Source organism: Sorangium sp. So ce327 (genome assembly GCF_051530205.1).
GTDB classification, from domain to species: domain Bacteria; phylum Myxococcota_A; class Polyangia; order Polyangiales; family Polyangiaceae; genus Sorangium; species Sorangium cellulosum_B.
In genome coordinates, this window is sequence record NZ_CP150330.1 from 4,812,143 (window position 1) to 4,831,027 (window position 18,885).

15 protein-coding genes are annotated in these 18,885 nt (G+C 70.4%); 11 read left to right on the plus strand and 4 right to left on the minus strand.

Going from position 1 to position 18,885, the window contains the following annotated elements:
• Positions 1 to 8: 8 nt before the first annotated feature.
• Complete coding sequence (locus WME95_RS18010) at positions 9 to 3,395, plus strand: protein kinase domain-containing protein (protein WP_437909593.1); 3,387 nt, start codon at positions 9 to 11, stop codon at positions 3,393 to 3,395.
• A 22-nt stretch (positions 3,396 to 3,417) separates the two neighbouring features.
• On the opposite strand, the gene WME95_RS18015 is transcribed toward WME95_RS18010, so the two are convergent.
• On the minus strand, positions 3,418 to 4,317 hold the full coding sequence (locus WME95_RS18015; RefSeq protein ID WP_437909594.1) for a hypothetical protein: 900 nt from the start codon (positions 4,315 to 4,317) through the stop codon (positions 3,418 to 3,420).
• A gap of 474 nt (positions 4,318 to 4,791) precedes the next feature.
• On the opposite strand from WME95_RS18015, the gene WME95_RS18020 reads away from it, so the two are divergent.
• From WME95_RS18020 to WME95_RS18035, 4 genes are all read left to right on the plus strand, one after another.
• Entirely contained in the window at positions 4,792 to 5,514 is a 723-nt protein-coding gene (locus WME95_RS18020) for a hypothetical protein (RefSeq protein ID WP_437909595.1), read from the plus strand.
• 254 nt (positions 5,515 to 5,768) lie between these two features.
• Positions 5,769 to 7,808 carry a hypothetical protein gene (locus WME95_RS18025; protein WP_437909596.1) on the plus strand — a complete coding sequence of 680 codons (2,040 nt, stop codon included), beginning with the start codon at positions 5,769 to 5,771 and terminating at the stop codon, positions 7,806 to 7,808.
• 16 nt (positions 7,809 to 7,824) lie between these two features.
• Positions 7,825 to 8,688: a hypothetical protein gene (locus WME95_RS18030; protein ID WP_437909597.1), complete on the plus strand. Its 864-nt coding sequence runs from the start codon at positions 7,825 to 7,827 to the stop codon at positions 8,686 to 8,688.
• 30 nt (positions 8,689 to 8,718) lie between these two features.
• On the plus strand, positions 8,719 to 9,066 hold the full coding sequence (locus WME95_RS18035) for a hypothetical protein (protein ID WP_437909598.1): 348 nt from the start codon (positions 8,719 to 8,721) through the stop codon (positions 9,064 to 9,066).
• Positions 9,067 to 9,130: 64 nt separating this feature from the next.
• Here WME95_RS18035 and WME95_RS18040 read toward each other — a convergent pair whose 3' ends face one another.
• Entirely contained in the window at positions 9,131 to 10,144 is a 1,014-nt protein-coding gene (locus WME95_RS18040) for a hypothetical protein (RefSeq protein WP_437909599.1), read from the minus strand.
• A 465-nt stretch (positions 10,145 to 10,609) separates the two neighbouring features.
• On the opposite strand from WME95_RS18040, the gene WME95_RS18045 reads away from it, so the two are divergent.
• A complete protein-coding gene (locus tag WME95_RS18045) occupies positions 10,610 to 10,873 on the plus strand; it encodes a hypothetical protein (protein WP_437909600.1) in 264 nt (87 codons plus the stop codon).
• Positions 10,874 to 11,186: 313 nt separating this feature from the next.
• Here WME95_RS18045 and WME95_RS18050 read toward each other — a convergent pair whose 3' ends face one another.
• Positions 11,187 to 11,324 carry a hypothetical protein gene (locus tag WME95_RS18050; RefSeq protein ID WP_437909601.1) on the minus strand — a complete coding sequence of 46 codons (138 nt, stop codon included), beginning with the start codon at positions 11,322 to 11,324 and terminating at the stop codon, positions 11,187 to 11,189.
• Between the two features lie 208 nt (positions 11,325 to 11,532).
• Between WME95_RS18050 and WME95_RS18055 the strand changes: the two genes are divergently transcribed.
• Genes WME95_RS18055 through WME95_RS18075 form a run of 5 tightly spaced genes read left to right on the plus strand, consistent with a single transcriptional unit; the run spans position 11,533 to position 17,720 of the window.
• Positions 11,533 to 12,909, plus strand: coding sequence for an AAA family ATPase (locus WME95_RS18055; protein ID WP_437909602.1), 1,377 nt, complete (start codon positions 11,533 to 11,535; stop codon positions 12,907 to 12,909).
• Positions 12,906 to 13,499, plus strand: a complete 594-nt coding sequence (locus WME95_RS18060; protein WP_437909603.1) for a hypothetical protein — start codon at positions 12,906 to 12,908, stop codon at positions 13,497 to 13,499. Before WME95_RS18055 ends, WME95_RS18060 begins: the two co-directional genes overlap by 4 nt.
• Positions 13,500 to 13,510: 11 nt before the next feature.
• Entirely contained in the window at positions 13,511 to 14,305 is a 795-nt protein-coding gene (locus WME95_RS18065; RefSeq protein ID WP_437909604.1) for a hypothetical protein, read from the plus strand.
• Positions 14,306 to 14,309: 4 nt separating this feature from the next.
• On the plus strand, positions 14,310 to 14,585 hold the full coding sequence (locus tag WME95_RS18070) for a DUF1016 N-terminal domain-containing protein (protein ID WP_437909605.1): 276 nt from the start codon (positions 14,310 to 14,312) through the stop codon (positions 14,583 to 14,585).
• Between the two features lie 42 nt (positions 14,586 to 14,627).
• Positions 14,628 to 17,720, plus strand: coding sequence for a DUF3427 domain-containing protein (locus WME95_RS18075; protein ID WP_437909606.1), 3,093 nt, complete (start codon positions 14,628 to 14,630; stop codon positions 17,718 to 17,720).
• Between the two features lie 150 nt (positions 17,721 to 17,870).
• Here WME95_RS18075 and WME95_RS18080 read toward each other — a convergent pair whose 3' ends face one another.
• Positions 17,871 to 18,692, minus strand: a complete 822-nt coding sequence (locus WME95_RS18080) for a DUF3883 domain-containing protein (RefSeq protein WP_437909607.1) — start codon at positions 18,690 to 18,692, stop codon at positions 17,871 to 17,873.
• Positions 18,693 to 18,885 lie beyond the last annotated feature (193 nt).

Here is an 18,885-nt window from a genome sequence, read left to right on the forward strand (position 1 = left end):
TCGTGCCCGTGGACGGTGACGAGCCCCGCGTCGACGCCCCGCCGTGGCCGCGGCGCGGGCGCGACGACGCGACCGTCACCGGCCCGGCCGCGCCCGGGGCTCCCCCCGCCGCGCCCGGGGCTTCGCCCGCTGCGTTCGAGGCCACGCCCGCCGCGCCCGAGGCCACGTCCGATCTCGGCCTCGGCGAGGAGAGCCGGCGCTCCGCCGACGCGCGCGGGTCCACGCCCTCGCCCTCGTCGATCCCACCCTCGCCGGTACCGCCCTCGCTCCACGCCCGCTTCGAGGACTTCCACCTCCTCGGCCGCGGCGGCATGGGCGTCGTCTACCGGGCGCGGGACCTCCGGCTCGGCCGGCGCGTCGCCATCAAGCTCCTCTCGGCGGGCGCGCAGATCGACGGGAGCTTCCTGCGCGAGGCGCGCTCCCAGGCGCGGCTCCGCCACGAGAACGTCTGCGAGGTCCACGAGGCAGGCGTCGCGGATCACGTGCCCTTCCTCGTCATGCGCTGCATCGACGGCCCCTCCCTCCAGGACGCCCGCGGCGACCTGACCCTCGAGGAGAAGGTGCGCGTGGCCCGGGCCATCGCCGCCGCGCTCCACGAGGCGCACCGGCTCGGCCTCGTGCACCGCGACGTCAAGCCGAGCAACATCATGCTGGAGCGGGGCACGGACGGCGCCTACCGCCCCTACCTCATGGACTTCGGCATCGCGCGCGAGGCGGGGGAGAGCGGGCCCACCCTCACCGGCGCCCTGCTCGGAACCCCCGCGTACATGGCGCCCGAGCAGGCCGCGGGGAAGGTGCACGCCCTCGATCGGCGGACCGACGTCTACGGCCTCGGCGCGACGCTCTACGCGCTGCTCGCCGGCCGCCCGCCGTTCACCGGGGGCACCGTGATGGACGTGCTCCGCCAGGTGCTGGAGGAGGACGCGCCGCCGCTCCGGACCCTGGACCGCGACATCCCCCAGGATCTCGAGGCGGTGGTGATGCGCTGCCTCGAGAAGCAGCCCGGCGCCCGCTACGAGTCGGCGCGCGCGCTCGGCGAGGACCTGCAGCGCTTCCTGGACGGCGATCCCGTGCTCGCGCGCCGCGCCTCTCTCGGCCGCCGCCTCGCCCGGCATGCGCGGCGGCACCGGGCGGCGTTCGCGAGCGCGGCCGCGCTGCTGCTCGTGGCGCTGGTCGTCGCCGGCCTCCTCGTCCGCGGCCGGCGCGCCGCCGCGGAGCAGGCGGAGCTCGCGCGCGAGCTCGGCGAGACCGTGAAGGAGATGGAGCTCTTCCTGCGCGCCGCCCACGCGATGCCGCTCCACGACGTCGAGCGCGAGCGCGACGTGGTCCGCGCCCGGCTCGGGGCCGTCGAGGCCCGGATGGCGACCGCGGGCGAGGTCGGCCGCGGCCCCGGCGAGTACGCGCTCGGCCGCGGCCTGCTCGCGCTCCAGGAGCCGCGCGCCGCGCTCGACCACCTCCACGCGGCCGAGCGGGCCGGGTACCGATCGCCGGGGCTCGACCACGCCGCCGGCGTGGCGCTCTCCGAGCTCTACCGCCGCGCCCTGGAGGAGACCCGCCGCATCCGCGACCCGGCGCAGCGCGAGGCCCGGATCGCGGCGCTCGAGGCCGAGTACAAGGCCCCGGCGGTCCGGCACCTCCGCGCGGCGCTGGGCGGCGCCGGCGAGGCGCCGGCGCACGGCGCCATCGAGGCGCCGGCCTACGTGGAAGGGCTGCTCGCGTTCGCCGAGGGCAGGCACGACGAGGCGCTGGAGAGGGCCCGGGAGGCGTTCGCGGCGGCGCCGTGGCTCCACGAGGCGAAGAAGCTGGAGGGCGACGTGCTCTTCGCCCTCGGGAGCCGCCACCGCCACGACGCCGCCGCCTTCGACTTCGACCGGATGAAGGGCTACTTCGACAGCGCCGCCGAGGCGTACCGGATCGCCGCCGAGCACGGCCGGTCCGACCCCTCGGTCCACGCCGCGGCGTGCGAGCTCTGGACCCAGACCATGAACGCCGCCGGCAAGCGCGGCGACTCGATGCGCCCGAGCTTCGAGCGCGCGCGGGCGGCCTGCGAGCGGGCGCTCGAGGCGAGCCCGCGGAGCCCCGAGGCGCTGGTCAAGCTCGCCTGGGTCCACAACTGCTTCGCCTGGTGGGCCGCGAGCGGCATGCAGCCGGGCGAGGACGCCGAGGCCGCCCTGCGCGCCGCGACCGCGCGCGCCGAGGCGGCGCTCGACAGGAGCCCGGGCGACGCCTTCGCCCGGTACGTAGCCGCCGCGGTCGCCCGCGCGCGGGCGTACCACGCCGACATGCTCGGCCGCGACCAGCGCGCGGACCTGGAGCGCGCCATCCAGGGCTACGAGGCCGCGCTCCAGCGCGAGCCCGACTTCGCCTGGGCCCTCGCCGAGCTCTGCTCCGTCCACGCCGAGCTCGGCCGCCACGACTCCCTGCACGGCCGCGACCCGAGCCGCTCCTTCGAGCGCGCGGAGGCCCGCTGCGACCAGGTCCTCGCGCTCGACCCGGGCCTCGACGGCGCGCGCACCTCGCGGCTCGTCACCGGCGTCTACGAGGCAGAGCACCTCGTCCGCGCCGGCCGCTCCCCCGAGGAGGCGGTCCAGCGGACGCAGCAGGTGATCGAGGCGATGCATCACAAGGACCCTTCCTGGGGCTGGGCGCCCTACTGGCGGGTCTGGCTGGAGCACGCGCTCGCGCTGCATGCGCTCGACGCGGGCGCGGATCCCGGCCCGGCGCTCGCCCGCGTCCGGGCGAGCGCGCTGGAGGTGGCGCCGGACGCGACGGCCTTCCCGGAGTCGCTGCGGGCGATGCTGGCGGTGCTCGAGGCGCGCGTCGGGGTCGCGCGGGGTGAGGATCCGTCGCCCTCGATCCGGATCGCGCGCGAGGCGCTCGATCGCCAGATCGCGGTGGCGCCCTGGGACGTGTCGGACCGGCTGCAGCGCGCCGAGGTGGAGCTGCTCGCCTACCGGTGGAGCGCGCAGCGCGGCCGGCCGGACGCGGCGCGGCTCGACGCGGCGCTCGCCGTGCTCGACCCCCTGCTCGGCGGGCAGCGCGCCGATCCCCGGCTCCCAGCGCTGCTGGCCGAGATCCACGAGGCCCGCGCCGCCCACCGGGCGGACCACGGGGGGGACGCCGCCGCCGACATCGCGGAGGGGCTCCGGCATGTGGACGCGGCGCTCGGGCTCCACCCGCGGTTCGACCGGGCGCTCGTGACCCAGGGCGGGCTCTGGCTGCTGCGCGCCGCGGCCGCACCCGGCGCGGCGGCCCGGCGGGAGGCCGCCGGGCGCGGGGCCGAGGCCCTCGAGGCGGCCCTCCGGGCGAACCCGCTGCGCGCCCGGACCGAGGGCGCGCGCCTCGCGGAGGCGCGGCGGCTCGCGGGCCAGGCGTCCGACCCCGCCGCGCCCTGACCGCCCCCGCGGCCCGCGGCGCTCACCGGGGGAAGAGCGCGCTCCCGGGCTCGCGCTCGGGCTCACGGCACCAGTCGGGCTCGATGTCCGTCAGCCACGTCATCGTGCACGGCTTTCCGTCGCAGATGAACTGGCCGGGCCTGAGCCCCAGCGGCCTGACGGGCCGGCAGGTGCCGTCAGCGATGCTGTCCGCCAGGGGCCCCATGTAGTTGAGGCCGCAGTTCTCCGGTTTGTAGCAGTACCGCTGCTCCAGCGCCGACTCAGGGTCGATACCGCAGTGGCCGATGAACGGGGCCGTCGCATAGACAAACACCTCGGCGCCGAACGCGGTCGAGGGGACCGCGCACCAGAGCGCCTCGCGGTGAATGTAGTCGTCGTGAGGATCCCCGTCGTCGGTCACGTGTTCGCCCGTGAGCAGGACGCGGATGTTGTCGGCCACGTCGTTGACGTACGCGATCACGCACTCCAGCACGTTGCCGATCACAGGATCGGAGAGCCCCTCCTCCGTCCAGGCCGACGCGGTGCTCACCATGCCCCGCCCCAGGTAGACTTCCTCGCCGTGGCGCACGACGGTGCCGGCGGCGGCGGCGCAGCGGACGGTGTGATCGAAGACCTCCTTGCCGTCCACGCCCCCGGGGGGCGCCGCGTCGAGGATCTTGGTGCTGATGATGTTCGGGTGGATCTGGTCGCCCTTGAGCAGCGGGCTCCGCAGCGCCGTGACCACCGCGTGCTTCCAGGTGTGCCACGCGAGCTTCGGGGTCCCGTTGGTATCCGGGATACCGGGCTTCATCACCGTCGCCTCGAGCCCCGGCCCGGCGACCTCGACTTCGATCTCCGACTCCGACTCCGACGCCGGCCCGCAAGCCGCCATGAGGAGCCCGACGCCCATCACCATACCGTGCGCACCAGCAGAGCGCTTCATCGCGATCTCCTCGTCAAGAGAGTTTCGAGCCTTCGTTCACGGCCACGGCGAGCTCGCCGAGCGTGGACACAAGCGGCCATGATCGCCGCGCTGCGTGCCGGGGACAAGGAGCATGCGCCGTGCCACGCGTGGGAGCGGCGCGGCGGCGGCGGATTTGGCCGCGCGTCTCCCGGCGAGGTGGTACGGCGGCGTTACAGGTGACCGCCGCGCGGACAGCGGGTGTTGCGCCGCCATGACAGGCGCCCATCGGAGCTGCCGGAGCTGCCGGAGCGAGGGGGCGGCGAGAGGGGGCGTGGCTGGGCCGCGGAGAGGGGATGATCTCCTCGCTCCCTGGAGATCCAGGCCAATTCAACGGGAGGGAGCGGGGGGAAATCGACCGAGGCCGTGTCGGGTCCGCGGGACCTTTTGCGGGAGTAGGGGAAAGAGGGCGCGCTCCGCGCGCTCCACGAACGCCTTCTGCCCGAGGTACACGCCATGAACAAGCCGTCGTCGCTCTCCGTTTTCCTGTCGCTCCTTCTGGCCGCGGCCGGCTGCGGAAAGGAGGAGCCCGTCGAAACCGAGACGCCCGTGCCCGCGCCGGAGGCCCTGCGGGGGAGCCGTTACTGCGAGATCCTGCTCGGCGACGCGGATCTCGTCGCGGGATCGGTGACGATCGACGTGTACAACACGCAGGGCCTGAACGAGTGCCCCGAGGCGGCGTGGGTCGCGGTCGACGAGGCGGAGGTGAAGGCCGAGACGATGGCGGACGTGGTGCTCGTGAACGGCCCGCGGCACTGGATGATCGACAGCTTCGAGGGCTCGAAGGTGCTCGATCCGGAGGTGCGCACGCTCGGCGGCATCGAGATGCGCAAGACGGGCACGCTCACGCTTGCGCTCGCCGAGGCGTCGGGCAAGGCGAAGCCCTACGAGACACGCACCGTGCGGCGCGACACGACGTGGGGCTACGACGCGGGCAAGAGCGTCTACGAGCTCGTCGATCCCGAGGGCGCGGTCTACGACATGCAGTCGTACAGCGTGCAGGAGGTGCAGCAGGACGAGGCGTCGCTCGCGAAGCTCGGCGAGACATTGACGCTTCCCGCCGGCTGGGCGTTTCGAACGCGGATGATCGACGAAAAGCTCGAGGTGGAGGCGGTGGACGGGCTCGCCGTCGTGGTGCAGGACGACTTCGGGAATACCTATCAGCGCTCGCAGCAATAGACTACGAAGGGAGGGGGAGTGGCCGCGAGGATCAGGCGGCGGCGTCATGATGGTCCAGCCCAAACAGCACGAGCTCCTGAAGAGCCTGTCAGCGCGGCCCCCCGATGCCGGCCCGCAAGGGCGGCCGTAAGCGGGAAGCAGACGGCCAGAGAAAGCTCGACATCTAGGAGAGCGGATATCCTCAGGCGGCCGAGGCAAACGCGCCGGCCGGCGCCAGCTTGGCTCGCGCGAAGTGCCATGGTATCAGCTGGCGCATGGCCGTCCTCCTCGAGGAAGCGATCCAGCAGCTTCGGGAGCGCATCGAAGCCGGCGCGCCGAGGATCGCGATCCAGGCGCCGCCCGGCTTCGGCAAGACGGCGGTCCTCCGGGGGCTCGCCGCCGCGCTCGCCGGGAGCCGGCGCGTCGTCCGAATCGAGGTGCCCGATGGCGACGACGCGGCGCTGGTGGCGCTCGTCGAGGCGGCCGCGCAGCTCGACGGGGCGACGCTGATGGATCGCGTGGTGCCCCGGCACGAGCCCGCCCGCGTTGCATGGGCCGACAGGATCGCTTCGGTACGGGAGGCGCTGTCTCGCGCAGGGAACGATCTTCTGCTCCTCCTCGATGGGCCCCGATTCCCGACGGCCCTGGGCCCCGAGAGTGAGCTGTTCACAAGGCGCGCTGTCGAGGTGACCGAGACGTTCCTCGGCACACGCGCCGGCACGCTCGTGCTCGCTGGTCCACGCATCCCCGAGGGTATCGCCGAAGATGCGAGCTTCCGGCTCCCGCTGGCTCGGGATCCGCCCCTGGGAGAGGCGGGCGACGCGACCGTCCGGCTGTCCGGCGGTCGCCGCCGCCAGCCTGCGGTACCGCCGGTCGTGCAGCAGGTGCTCGAGGCGCTCGCGGCAGGAGGCATCGACGTGGAGCGCATCCCGGCGCGTGAGCTCCGGCTGGATCGCCTGGTCCCGAGGCTCGGAGACCTGCTCTCGGACGACCCGGGAGGGAGGCGCGTCGTCCTACGCCTCGCGGCCCTACGCGTCCCGTTCGCGGACAGACTGCTCGAGCGCGCGGGGTTCATGGCGCTCTCCGACCGGACGAGGACGATCGTCGAGCCGCTGATCGAGGTGCTCGACGATGGATCCAAGGTCGTCCCGGATGCTCTGGCGCGAGAGATCCGTTCATCGCTCCTCACCGACAGTTCAGCCTGGGCGCTCGATGAGCCGCAGGGAGATGCGCACCACCTCGCAGCCGCGTACCACCGCGAGCGGTTTCAGGCCGCTCGTGACCGTGGGGACGTCGTCACCGCCGTCCGGGAGGACATGGAAGAGATCCACCAACTCACGGAGGCAGGCGACGCCGCGGCGCTGCTCTCCCGCTCTCTCCAGTTCGTCGAGCAATACGACGCGCTCGGTAAGAGCCTCAGCCAGAAGGCGCTCCGCGCTCCGCGCGAGCAGGAGGAGAAGCTCCGCCGCGACGCGGTCCGGGCGTACGAGCGGGCCATCGAGCACGATGAGCGGGACGCCTACGCCCACCATTACATCGCCTACAACCTCGATATTCTGGGAACGGAGCCCGAGCGCGTCGAGCGGGAGTACACCGAGGCGCGGGACATCGACCCGGCGCATCCTTGGTATCATGGTCGGTACGTCTGCTTTCTGATCACGACGGCCTGGATGAGCGACGCGCGCGCGGCCTGGGACCGTGCGCTGGACGATCTCGCGGCGACAGGGGGCTTGTCGACGCCGGCGGTCTACGAGGAGCTCCATGGCCAGGTGGCGCGGCATCTGCTGGCGCAGAGCGAGCTCGACTTCGCAGAGGGCGTGCTGGACGACGTACCCGACGCGATTCGGGCAGCCCCCTGGTGGCGAGCGCTGCGCCAGCTCCTCGTTTGCCTCGAGGAGGATCGCGACGAGCGGCTCGTCTTTCCGCCGACCGTTGCGCTGGAGGACCGCTGGAAGGGGCCGCACCTGACCGAGGAGCAGGATTCGCTCGAGGTGAAGAGCTGGCAGCCTGGGCGGGTGATAGGTCGAGACGCGAGAGGCGTCGTGCTCCGGATCGCGCAACACCTCGCTGAGCCGTCGGAGGTGACGCTCTCCACAGTGATCGTTGAGCTGCGCGCCCTGTCCGCGGAGTGGCACGCGCAGCCGGCCTGGTTTGGCGTGGGCACGTTCGTGGAGCGGATCGAGTTCATGAACGGCACGAAGGTATTGCGGACGTGGCCTCGCGGCGCCTCATCCTTCGACGCCGTGAGCTACCTGCCGAGGCTCTTAAGCCCGCCCGCGCATCGTGCTCCTCACCCATCCGCACGACGATCATAGCTGGGGTGTCGCCAGGGTGATTGAGGCCTCGACGCCGCGCGATCGCAAGGAGACGTGGCCTCGCATCGGGATGGTGCTTCCGCCGGGAGCCGACATCGCCGCGCGGTCCACCGGCTTCATCGCCGGCGTCACGCGCCGGGCTATCGCTGCCGTCCAGTCGCGCTGGAGCGAATCACCGGCATGCCGCTGGGATGTCAACGCCGCCGACCTCGAGCTGCTCGGCGATGCCACGCTGCGTGTGCTCTCCCCCCGCGCGGATGTGCGCGAGCAGCAGCTCGACCTGTGGAGGACGCGACAGCCGTTCGACAGGAACGTCATCTCCACCGCGCTGCTCCTCACATGGCGTGGGAGGCGCATCCTGCTCGGCTCGGATCTGGTCGAGAGCCCCGGCTACGGTTGGAGTAACACCCTCGTGCTCGAGCCCGAGCTCGGCGATCACGATCTGTTCAAGGTGCCGCATCATGGTTCTGACCAGGCGCTGCACGACGAGGTGTTGCGACCGAGGAGCCGCGTGCCCGAACCGCTACGGGTCTTCACACCGTACGGATCTAGCCGGCTTCCGCGCTTTCATCCTGGGGAGGGGGCCCACCGCGTCGTGTCTCATGGCGGGAAGTCCTACCTCACCGGCCTGCCGCGGCCGCATGCCGAGCAGTCCGGGCGCGCCGAGGCCCGCACGCTCACCGAGCTGCGAACGCACGACACGATCACCTTCGATCCGACGACGACCGGCTTCCCCGACTGCTACGTCCTTGTGTCGATCCCACCCGACGGCGGACCTCCGAAGGTCGAGCAGGGGCCAGGGAGCGTCCGCGTCGTGCCGGACTCGATCGGGGGTGCATCAGCAGGTCGGTTCGAGCGCATCGTCGGCGACGAGCTCTGATCCGTCTCGCGCAGCTGGACGCGGGCGCGCATGCCCGACGTGACCGCTCCTCGAGACCACCTCGTCCACGCCCTCCATGCCGACCTCGTCGGCGGGAGCGTCGCGCAACGGCGCAATCCGTTGCGGAGCATGACGGGGCATTGCGCTCAGGGGCTTCGCTTCATCACGCGCCGGCCGCGGGTCCAGTGGGCCGCGATGGTGCAGCGGATGAAGACGCTGGAGGAGGAGCGCGCCCAGGTGGTGATCGAGCAGTTCGGCGGGACCCGGCACTACCGGCAGCTCGTCGCCGCCCACGCGCGCTTCGGCGAGGCGTACGGCTTCACGACCGTGGTGCTCGCCAAGGACGGCGGGCCGACCGATGGCCGGCCGCACGCCTAGCACCACGCGCGCTCCCCCGGGCGCCGGCGGAAGCGGGCGTCGACGCGCAGCGCCCCCGGCAGCGCTACTTCGGCATCTTCATCACCGCGCCGCCGTAGTACGAGTTCGTCCAGTAGACGCTCGTCGCGTCAACCGCGATGCTCCCGGCGTCCGTTTGCCTGAGCGCGAGCACGGCGGGATCGCCACCCTCGATAGGCATCTTCATCACCGCCCCGTCCAGGTCCGTCCAGTAGACGCTGGCGTCGTCGACCGCCAGCCCCGCGATCGGCGCCAGCTTGTCAGCGAGGACAACAGGGGTTCCCCCCTCGATAGGCATCTTCATCACCGAGTGCGTGACCTCATGCTGGTTCTGCGCGGTCGTCCAGTAGACGCTGGTGGCGTCGACCTCGATGTGCCTTGCGTACGGCTGCTCGCCGGCGAGGACGACAGGGGTGCCTCCCTCGATCGGCACCTTCATCACCGAGTCGCCGACGCCGTTCGTCCAGTAAACGCTGTCGGCGCCGACCTCGAGATCCTCTGGATAGCGCTGCCCGTCCGCGAGGATGACACGGGTGCCTCCTTCGATCGGAATCTTCATCACCGTCTCGTCGTCCGTCCAGTAGATATTGCGGGCGTCGACCTCGATATCGAGGGGGTCGCCACTCACTTCGTCCAATTCGGCGATGATGACGGGGGCGCCGCCTCCGATGGGCGCCTTCATCAACCGGGTCCTCCGGCGCTCTTCTTCGGCGCTTATGTACACGAAGACGTTGCTCGTCCAGTAGACGTGGGTGGCGTCCACCGCCAGGCCCCATGAGATATCCCCCTCGTCGAGGACGGTAAGCGCGCCGCCGTCGAGAGGATACTTCATGACCTCGCCATTGGAGGCGTTCAGCCAGTAGACATTGGCGCCGTCGAGCGCAATGAAACCGGGCCAGGCCTGCTCGTCTGCCAGGACGACACCACAGCTCGACGCGTAACACACCACATGTTCCGGAACTTCGCCGGCGCGCTGCTCGCAGCCTGAGCCGATGGTGCCGGCTCCGATGATCGCTGCCAGCATCGCTGCGGCTCTCGTGTTCAACATGGTATTCTTCATCGAATCTGGCTCCGGCGCAGAGCGGGCTTCCGCGATCCGCCCATCTGGGGTTGCGACGACCGGCCTCGAAGAGGTCGCCCGACCGTTCGACGCTATCCCAGCGATCCATCCCGATCGAGGCTCGCGCACGAAAGGCGCGCGCTCGAGAACATGTTCACGAGCTTTTCGAACGCTCCACGAGCCTTGCCGCTCGCCAGCGCCCGCAGGCTCTCGTGAGCCGCCGGCGGGCGGTGGTTCGTGAGCGTGACATGTCACGCTGCGATCCGTGACATGTCACGCCGTGATCGTGACATGTCACGCTGCGATCCAATCTGGGCGACGGGTATGGTAGAGTGGTAGAAGTCGGCAGGGCTCCGTGTCCGCCGGAGCGCGGACGCGTCGACGGCCCACCTTGAGACTTGGATTCCGCGCAACGTTGCTGTTGCTGTGAACCTGAAACCCTGATCGGCACGACGAGCGTTCGGCATGTTCCTCAAGATTTTCATCGTCCTTTTGCTCGCGCTGCCAACTGTGTTTTTCCTCTACGTCTTTTCGATTGAAGGAACGAAGATGCTCAAGCCGTTGGCGTTTGCCTTGACGCTGACCTCTGCGCTCTACGTCCTTGTCGTCAGTCTCGTTCGCGTCCGTCACCCTTCCACGCCGTACCTCGGTTTCTGGCTCGTGTTGCCCATCTGCTCGGCGCTCATTCTCGCTTGCGTGGTGATGGCTCTCTCCGTCGTCGGTCATTGACGAGCCCGTGAAGGGGGACATCACGCTCGTCCGGCAGCGCCAGTACCTCGTCGAGGACGTCATCACGCCCGAAGCCCCGAGCGAGGCCACCCGCGTCGATCTCGTCTGCCTCGACGACGATGCGCAGGGCGTCCGCCTCTCGGTGCTCTGGGAGATCGAGCTCGGCGCGAAGGTCCTGCAGCCCGAGGCCGAGGGGCTCGGCGCGGTCGCCTCGCGCGACCCCCCGCGCCGCTTCGCGGCCTACTTCCACGCCCTCAAGTGGAGCAGCGTCACGGCCACGCGCGCCGATCTCTTCCAGGCGCCGTTCCGCGCGTCAACCGCGCTCCCATCCCCCGAGGGGCGCGCCCGGCAGCTGCTCCAGCGCATGCTCGACCTCTCCCGCCAGCACCGCCACCGGCCCGACGCCAAGGTGGCGGCGCTCCTGCGCTGGCTCCGCGCGGAGCTCTGCCATCAAGGACGAGATCCGGGACGAGCCGGCGGAGCTCGAGGCGCTCTACCGCGTGAGCCTGAAGCGGCTCGCGCCGGTCGGGCTCGTGTACCTCTGGCCGACGACGAGCATCTAGCGGGGTCGTCCGGACCGCCGCCGGTCCGATCGCGGCCTACCCGGCCGTGGCTTGGCCGTTCGCAGGATCGTCGCCTAGGATGCCCTGGACCCGACGATGCATCTCCAGCGGTTCCAGGTCCAGGGCTACAAGAACCTCCGCGCCCCGGTGTGCCTCGCCGATCTCGGCCGGCTCAACGTGCTGCACGGCGACAACAACGTCGGCAAGTCGAACCTGCTGGAGAGCATCGGGCTGTTCTTCGCGGCGATCCAGGCGCTGCGGGAGGAGGCGCGGGGCGGCCCGAGCCTCATGGAGCGCTACGCGCGCACCGCGCCGCCGCCCCAGGCCGCGCCGGACGAGCGGCCGCCGCGCGAGGCCGTGCGCGGGTATGAGCACTTCGCCCAGCAAGGGTACCCGCCGGCCGAGATCTTCAATTTGAAGGACGCGGGGCCGATCGTCCTCGAAGCGGAGCTCCAGCTCGATCGCGAGAAGGACGATCCGCCCTGGCTCGATGAGCCGATCATCGCCCAGGTCCGCCTCGAGCGCGGGGAGGAGGAGGTGACCGTCCGGATCACCACGCTCCGGCGTACCACGGACGGCGCGGATTTCGCGGCCGGAGCGGGGGACAAGGCGGCGACGGACGCCGCGTTCGCGCTGGTGCTGGAGCGGCTCGGGCAGCGCGTGCGCCGGAAGGAGGTCGTGCCGCGCTTTGCGCTGGTGCGCGCCGATCGCACCCTCACGCGCGACGCATCGGAAGGCGCGTCGCCGCTCGCGACGCGCGAGCCGCTCCCCCGCGCGCTCGGCAAGGCGCTGCACGACGCCGAGAGCGCGACCGGCGCACCGCGCGAGCGCTTCAAGCGTTTCGTGGCGGCGCTCGGCCGCTTCGGGGATCTGGTCGGCCCCGGGCAATGGCGCATGCGCTTCGACACCGAGGCCGATCGCGCGGAGCTGGTCCTGGATACCGGATCGGAGCTCTTGCCCTTGCGCTTGATGGGCTCTGGCATCCAGCAGATCGCGGTCCTCTGTGCGCGCCTCGTGATGACGGGCGCGGACATCATCGCAGTCGAGGAGCCGGAGCTGAACCTGCGCTGGACGGCGCAACGTGCGCTGCGCGACGTGCTCGACGAGCTCGCCGCCGACCCCGAAGCCCCGTCACAGCTCCTCATCACGAGCCACTCCGGGCAGTTCGAGAAGCAGCCCCCCTTCTACCTACTCACGCGCTCGGAGGACGGGCCGCGGATCCACAAGGTGTCTGCCGAGGAGGCCTGGGAGTTCACCCAGCCTGCGGCGCCGCCGCCGCCCTCGGGCGCGCGCGCGCCGCGCGGATACCTGACGAGGGAAGGGGTGGTGCAGGTCCCGCCCGAGGTCCAGCAGCAGCTCGGCCTCTCGCACGGAGGCGGCGTGGTCTTCGTGCGCGATAACGACGGGCATTATCGCATGCTGACGAACGACCAGTATGCCGAGCTGTTCGAGGAGCGGGGGCCACAGCAGTGACGGCCGACGAGCTCGCGGCGCGGCTGCGCGAGGGCGCCGTCACGCTGGCGTTCGACACCAACGCGGTGTACCGCGACCGGCGGCTCAACGATCTTTGTGACCGCATCGCACGGCACAACCTCCGCCTGGCCGCCGAGGGCCGCGCGCCGGTTCGCCTCGTGATCTCCGCCGTCGCTTACGCCGAGAAGCTGTTCGACCTCAAGCAGCGATGGCGAGGGACCTTCAACCTCGATGTCATCCTCGACGGGCTCCGCTCCAAGGGGATCGAGGTGCAGTCGTTCGACGCCCGGCACGCGCTGGAGACGGCGGCGCGGCTCGGCGAGCGGTATCCGAACGACGCGGCCTGGCAGCGCGCCAAGCGCGACCGCTGCCTTTCGTGCCTGGGGCTGTCCCCGAGCGCCGCGGAGGCTCCCGGCACCGGCCGGACCTGCGGCGCCACGGTCGACTGGCTCGTCGGCGGGCACGCCCGGGCCGAGGGGTGCATGCTCGTGACCGACGACACCGATCCAGAGCTGGGCGGGCTCCTCGATCGGGTCGGGCTGGAAACGCTGGCCGCCGCGCTCCGCCTGCTGTCGGAGGCGCCTGCGTGAAGGCGACCCCCTTGCCCAGACCGCGCCCGTGCATCGTCACGGCGCTGGAGCTGCTCGGGGTCGACGACCCCGAGATGCCCGAGGGAAGGGCGCGCCAGGCGTTATCGATCGTCCAGCGCCACCTCGGCGACTCCGAGCTACCCAAGCTCTGGGGAAGCCACATGTTCCTCGCGGCCCCTCGCGTGCTCCACGTCGCGCCGGTGAGGCCAGCGGGGATGCTCTTCTTCTGGCAGGCGCTCAACATCGTCCACCTCCAGGCGGCTCTCGTGCCGCTCGGCGTGCTCGTGCGCGGCGCGATCGCGCTCGGCGAGGCCGCCGCGAACGGCGATCTCGTCATCGGCCGCGGCATCGTGGAAGCCGAGCGCCTGCGCGACGAGGTCGCACACGTCCCGCGGGTCATCGTCGACCCCCGTCTGCTCCGCGAGGTCGAGCAGAACGCCGTCCTGCGCGCTCCGCAACATTCGGTCATGGAGGAGCTCGGTTACATTCGCAAGCTTCTCCGCCAGGACAGGGACGGCCTGTGGTTCGTCGATTATCTGTGGGCGATCAGCTCGGAGGTGGATGAGCCGCCCGAGTACCTCGATTTCTTCAAGGACCATCGCCGGCTCGTGACGCGCAAGCTCGAAGCTGCGACCGTCCTCGATCGCTCGTCGCATGCCTGGATCTGGCTGTGGAGCTACCACGGCCGGATCTTCGAGCTGCTGGAGAGCAAATGGCCTCTCGACGATCAGGAGCGCTCGGAGCTCCGCATCCCTGCGACGAGCCCCCTCGTCTACAGCTTTCCCCCGTCTACCAAGGCCCCCTGAGCGCATGGTCCAGTTCGCCGAGGCCTTCCCCGAGGAGCCGATTGTCGCGGCGCTGTCGCGACAATTGACCTGGAGCCACTTCGTTCTCCTGCTGCCGCTCGAGGCTCCCCTCGCGCGCGCGTTCTACACCGAGATGTGCCGCGTCGAGCGCTGGATGGCTCGACCGCCACGAGCGCGAGCCGAGAACGGCGGCGTCGCCGCACCCAGGCAGCCGAGCACCATCTGCCAGCAAAAGACGAGTGGCACCCGTCTCGGCGGTGGACGAGCCCCTGTCTTGTGATGCCTCTTGGATGTGCGCTCGCCTGCCGTAGACTCGCTGGCCATGACGGCGAGCCGGCGCGGTCTCTACCAGGATCTTATCACCGAGGCGCTGGCGTCCGGCCTGCGCGAGCTCGACGCCAGCCTGGAGGTCCGCACCGCGGGGCTCCGGGCCGCTGAGGCCGCCGACCGTATCGCACTGCACCTGGGTCGCCTCGTGCAGCGCGCCATCTCCGGCGTGCCCGATGCAGAGCGTGTGGCCGTCGGCGTGGGTCTGGCGCGGAGGCTCGTCGAGCAGATCGATCGGGTGATCGCCGGCGCGGAGCTTCAGCCCGAGGCGCCCGTCGAGCCGGCGACGGTGCTCCACGCCATCGTCGGGCGCCAGCCGGACGGCAGGCCGGAGACGATCCCCGAGCCGCTCATCCCGCTCCTCGACACGGCGCTGCTCACCAACGCGCCTGGCGAGCCGAGGGTGGGCCACCAGCTCCTGACCGAGGTTCGCTCGGCGGACCGCATCGACGTCGTCATGGCGTTCGTCCGCCGGAGCGGCATCGCCCCGCTGCTCGAGGCGCTCCGCGTGCACTGTCAGGCGGGCCGCGCGCTGCGTGTGCTGACGACCACGTACACGGGATCGACCGAAGCGAGGGCGCTCGATGCGCTCCGCAAGATCGGCGCCGACGTGTGTGTGTCGTACGACACGGGGACGACGCGCCTGCACGCGAAGGCCTGGCTGTTTCATCGCGCGTCGGGCTTCTCTACCGCCTATATCGGCTCCTCCAACCTGACGCACACCGCGCAAACGAGCGGGCTCGAGTGGAACGTTCGCGTGTCCGGCGCGCGCAACCCGGATGTCATCGCCAAGGTCGCCGCCGTCTTCGAGAGCTACTGGAACAGCGGCGACTTCGTGCCGTACGACCGCGCGGAGTTCCTTGAGCGCGTCGATCTGGCGACGAACGCGGCGCCCTTGGTGATGCTCAGCCCGATCGAGCTCCGCGCCGAGCCGTTCCAGGAGCGTCTGCTCGAGCAGATCGCGCTCTCCCGCGAGCGCGGGCATCACCGCAACCTGCTGGTATCGGCGACCGGCACCGGCAAGACCGTCATGGCCGCCATCGACTACGCCCGACTCCGGGAGGCGCTCCCCCGCGCACGCCTGCTCTTCGTCGCGCACCGCGGGGAGATCCTGGAGCAGAGCCTCGCGACCTTTCGTCAAGGCCTGCGCGATCATGCCTTTGGCGAGCTGTGGGTCGGCGGCCGTCACCCGCGGCGCTTCGAGCATGTCTTTGCGTCGATCCAGAGCCTTTCGGCAGCAGGGCTCGATGATCTGGATCCGTCCCATTTCGACGTGGTGATCATCGATGAGTTTCACCACGCAGCCGCGCCGTCGTACCGCGCGCTGCTGGAGCGCGTGCGTCCCGTCGAGCTCCTCGGGCTCACGGCCACGCCCGAGAGGAGCGATGGGCTCCCGCTCCTCGGCTGGTTCGATGACCGGATCGCCGCAGAGCTGCGGCTCTGGGACGCGATCGATCAGCACCGGCTCGTTCCGTTCGTCTACTACGGCATCCACGACGGGCTGGACCTGCGCGATGTGCCCTGGCGTCGCGGGCGCGGCTACGACGTCGATGGCCTCTCCAAGCTGCTCACAGCCAACGATGTCTGGGCCCGGCAGGTGGTGGCCCAGCTCGCCGCGCATGTCGATGACACGCGAACGATGCGGGCGCTCGGATTCTGCGTGAGCATCGAGCACGCGCGGTTCATGGCGCGCGTCTTCCGCGAAACCGGTGTCGCGGCGACCGCGGTGTGGGGGGACAGCCCCGATGACGAGCGGCGCGCGGCCCTCGCGGATCTCGGCGCGCGGCGGATCAACGTTGTCTTCTCCGTGGATCTGTTCAACGAGGGCATCGACGTCCCTGCGGTAGACACGCTGATCCTCCTGCGCCCGACCGACAGCCCGACGCTCTTCTTGCAGCAGCTCGGGCGCGGCCTGCGGCGCAGCGCCGGCAAGACCGTTTGCACGGTGCTCGACTTCGTCGGGCACCATCGGCGCGAGTTCCGCTTCGATCGCCGCTTCGCAGCCTTGCTCGGCGGGAGCCGGAAGGCGCTCGTTCAGCAGATCGAAGGTGGGTTCCCGTTTCTGCCCGCGGGCTGCCACATGGAGCTCGACCAGAAGGCATCGGAGCTCGTGCTCGACAACATCCGGCAAGCGGTGCCGTCGGGGTGGACGGCCAAGGTCGACGAGCTGCGGCGGCTCGCCCGCAGCGGCGACGTGACCCTTGCGCGATTCCTCGAAGAGACCGGGCTTGAGCTCGAGGACGTCTATGCCGGGCAGCGCTCGTGGTCAGACCTCCGTGGTGACGCTGGGCTCCCGTCGCTCGGCGTGGGCCCGCACGAAGAGGTGCTGCGGCGCGCGTGCGGGCGGCTGCTCCACGTCGACGACTTCGTGCGGATCGAGGCGGTTCGCCGGCTGCTCGCGTCTGACGCGTGTCCCGATCCGGGGGCGATGAGCTTGCGGGAGCGCCGCATCTTGCGCATGCTCGTCGCGACCGTGGCCGATCGCGCCATCGACAAGGCGACCACCCTTGCGCAGGCGTGCGCTCTCGTCTGGGCGCATCCGCAGGTGCGCGCGGAGCTCGTCGAGGTGATGGACGTGCTCGCTGCCCGCGTGGATCACGTTCACCGGGAGCTCGCGACCCATCCGGACGTACCGCTCCAGGTGCACGCGCGCTACTCGCGCATCGAGATCCTGGCGGCGTTCGGCGTCGGGGGCAGCGCGAAGGTCGCGCCCTGGCAGACAGGCGTGTACTGGGCGAAGGACGCCCGCGCCGACCTGCTCGCGTTCACGCTCGACAAGACGAACGGGCAGTTCTCGCCGACGACGCGCTACCGCGACCATGCCATCAACCGGCAGCTGATCCACTGGGAGAGCCAGTCGACCACCCGCGCCGAGAGCGAGACGGGGCAGCGCTACCAGCAGCATGAGGAGCTCGGCACGGCGGTCATGCTGTTCGCGCGGCTGCGCAGCGACGAACGGGCCTTCTGGTTCCTGGGGCCGGCGAGCTATGTGCGGCACGAGTCGGAGTTGCCGATGGCGATCACGTGGCGGCTGAAGCATGCGCTGCCGGGGGACCTGTTCGCGTCGTTCGCCGCGGCGGTGGCGTGAAGTGAATCGCGCCCGCTCTGTGGACGGAGTGCCCGCTTGCGCTGCGCGTTCCAGAATGCTGCCTATTGGGATAGGTTTTTAGATAGGCGCGGCGCGGGGAGCTCCCCGGGGGCGTCGCTCGGAACGAGTACACGAAAGCGTGCTGCGTGCTCACGAGCGGCGCAAGTTCGCCTGGAAGGCGAGCGGTTTCAGCTCGAACTTGTCGAGCATTTCACGACCAGAGTACCGCCGCAACAACGGACGCTTCGAGAGCGCGCTCGTGACAAGCACCAGCACGAACGCCGGGTCCTCCCTGGCTTGAGCCACCTCTGCTCTCGTGATGATGAACGACTCCTGCGCTCCGCGGACGCCTTTGACTTCCACGTGGTCCTCCGCTCGCCGCTTGAGGCACTTCAGATCGTAGCCACATTTCTCCTTTGAGACGTCCACGACCTTCCAGCCGTCCTTCTGGTAGAGCTCCGTGGCATACCACATGGCGAGGCGCTCGACTTCCGCGTTGGCCTCTGGCTCCCCGAACCCCCCGCCGCCATCGCCAGCCCTCTTCGCGGCGCGTCGCAGTAACGCTGGCTCAGTGCCCGAGTCGGCGCGAAGTTGGCTTCTGGCCAGGGTCTCCAGACGGTCGATGTACTTCTGCTCCTTAATCTCTCGAAAACCGAGGCTGAAATTCTGGTAATCGGCCAGAAAGTTCTTGAACCAGGGCTCGTCGGACAGGGAAATGTCCGGCGTGAACAGCGTTCCCTCTCCACGAACGACTGTCTCGGGCTCCTCGTCTTCCGAATGAATCTCTTCCGCGATGAAGCGGGCGCAGAGCCCGTACCTCCTCGGCTTGCCTTCGCCGCAGATGATCCACACGACGTCTCCAAGAACATCTGGTATGCGCTTCTGTGTGACAATTCCGATTGGTCCTGTGCTGATTTCGGCGCAGCCGTACCCCATCCTCTCGGTGTTGTGGTATTGCATGTAATGTCGCATGGTGAGCTCCTGTGGGAAGGGGTGGAGCAGATCGTGACAGCGATCGCGGAAACACGGCACCTGGCGTACGAGCTGCTACGGCGAGCGCGCTCGACGCCGGCCGGCCATGGTACGCGAGCCGCCCATCCTTGTCCCAGCTAGCGGCTCTGGTGTGATCGCTGGCCCGTCTTGAGTTGGTCGACAGTAACACCTG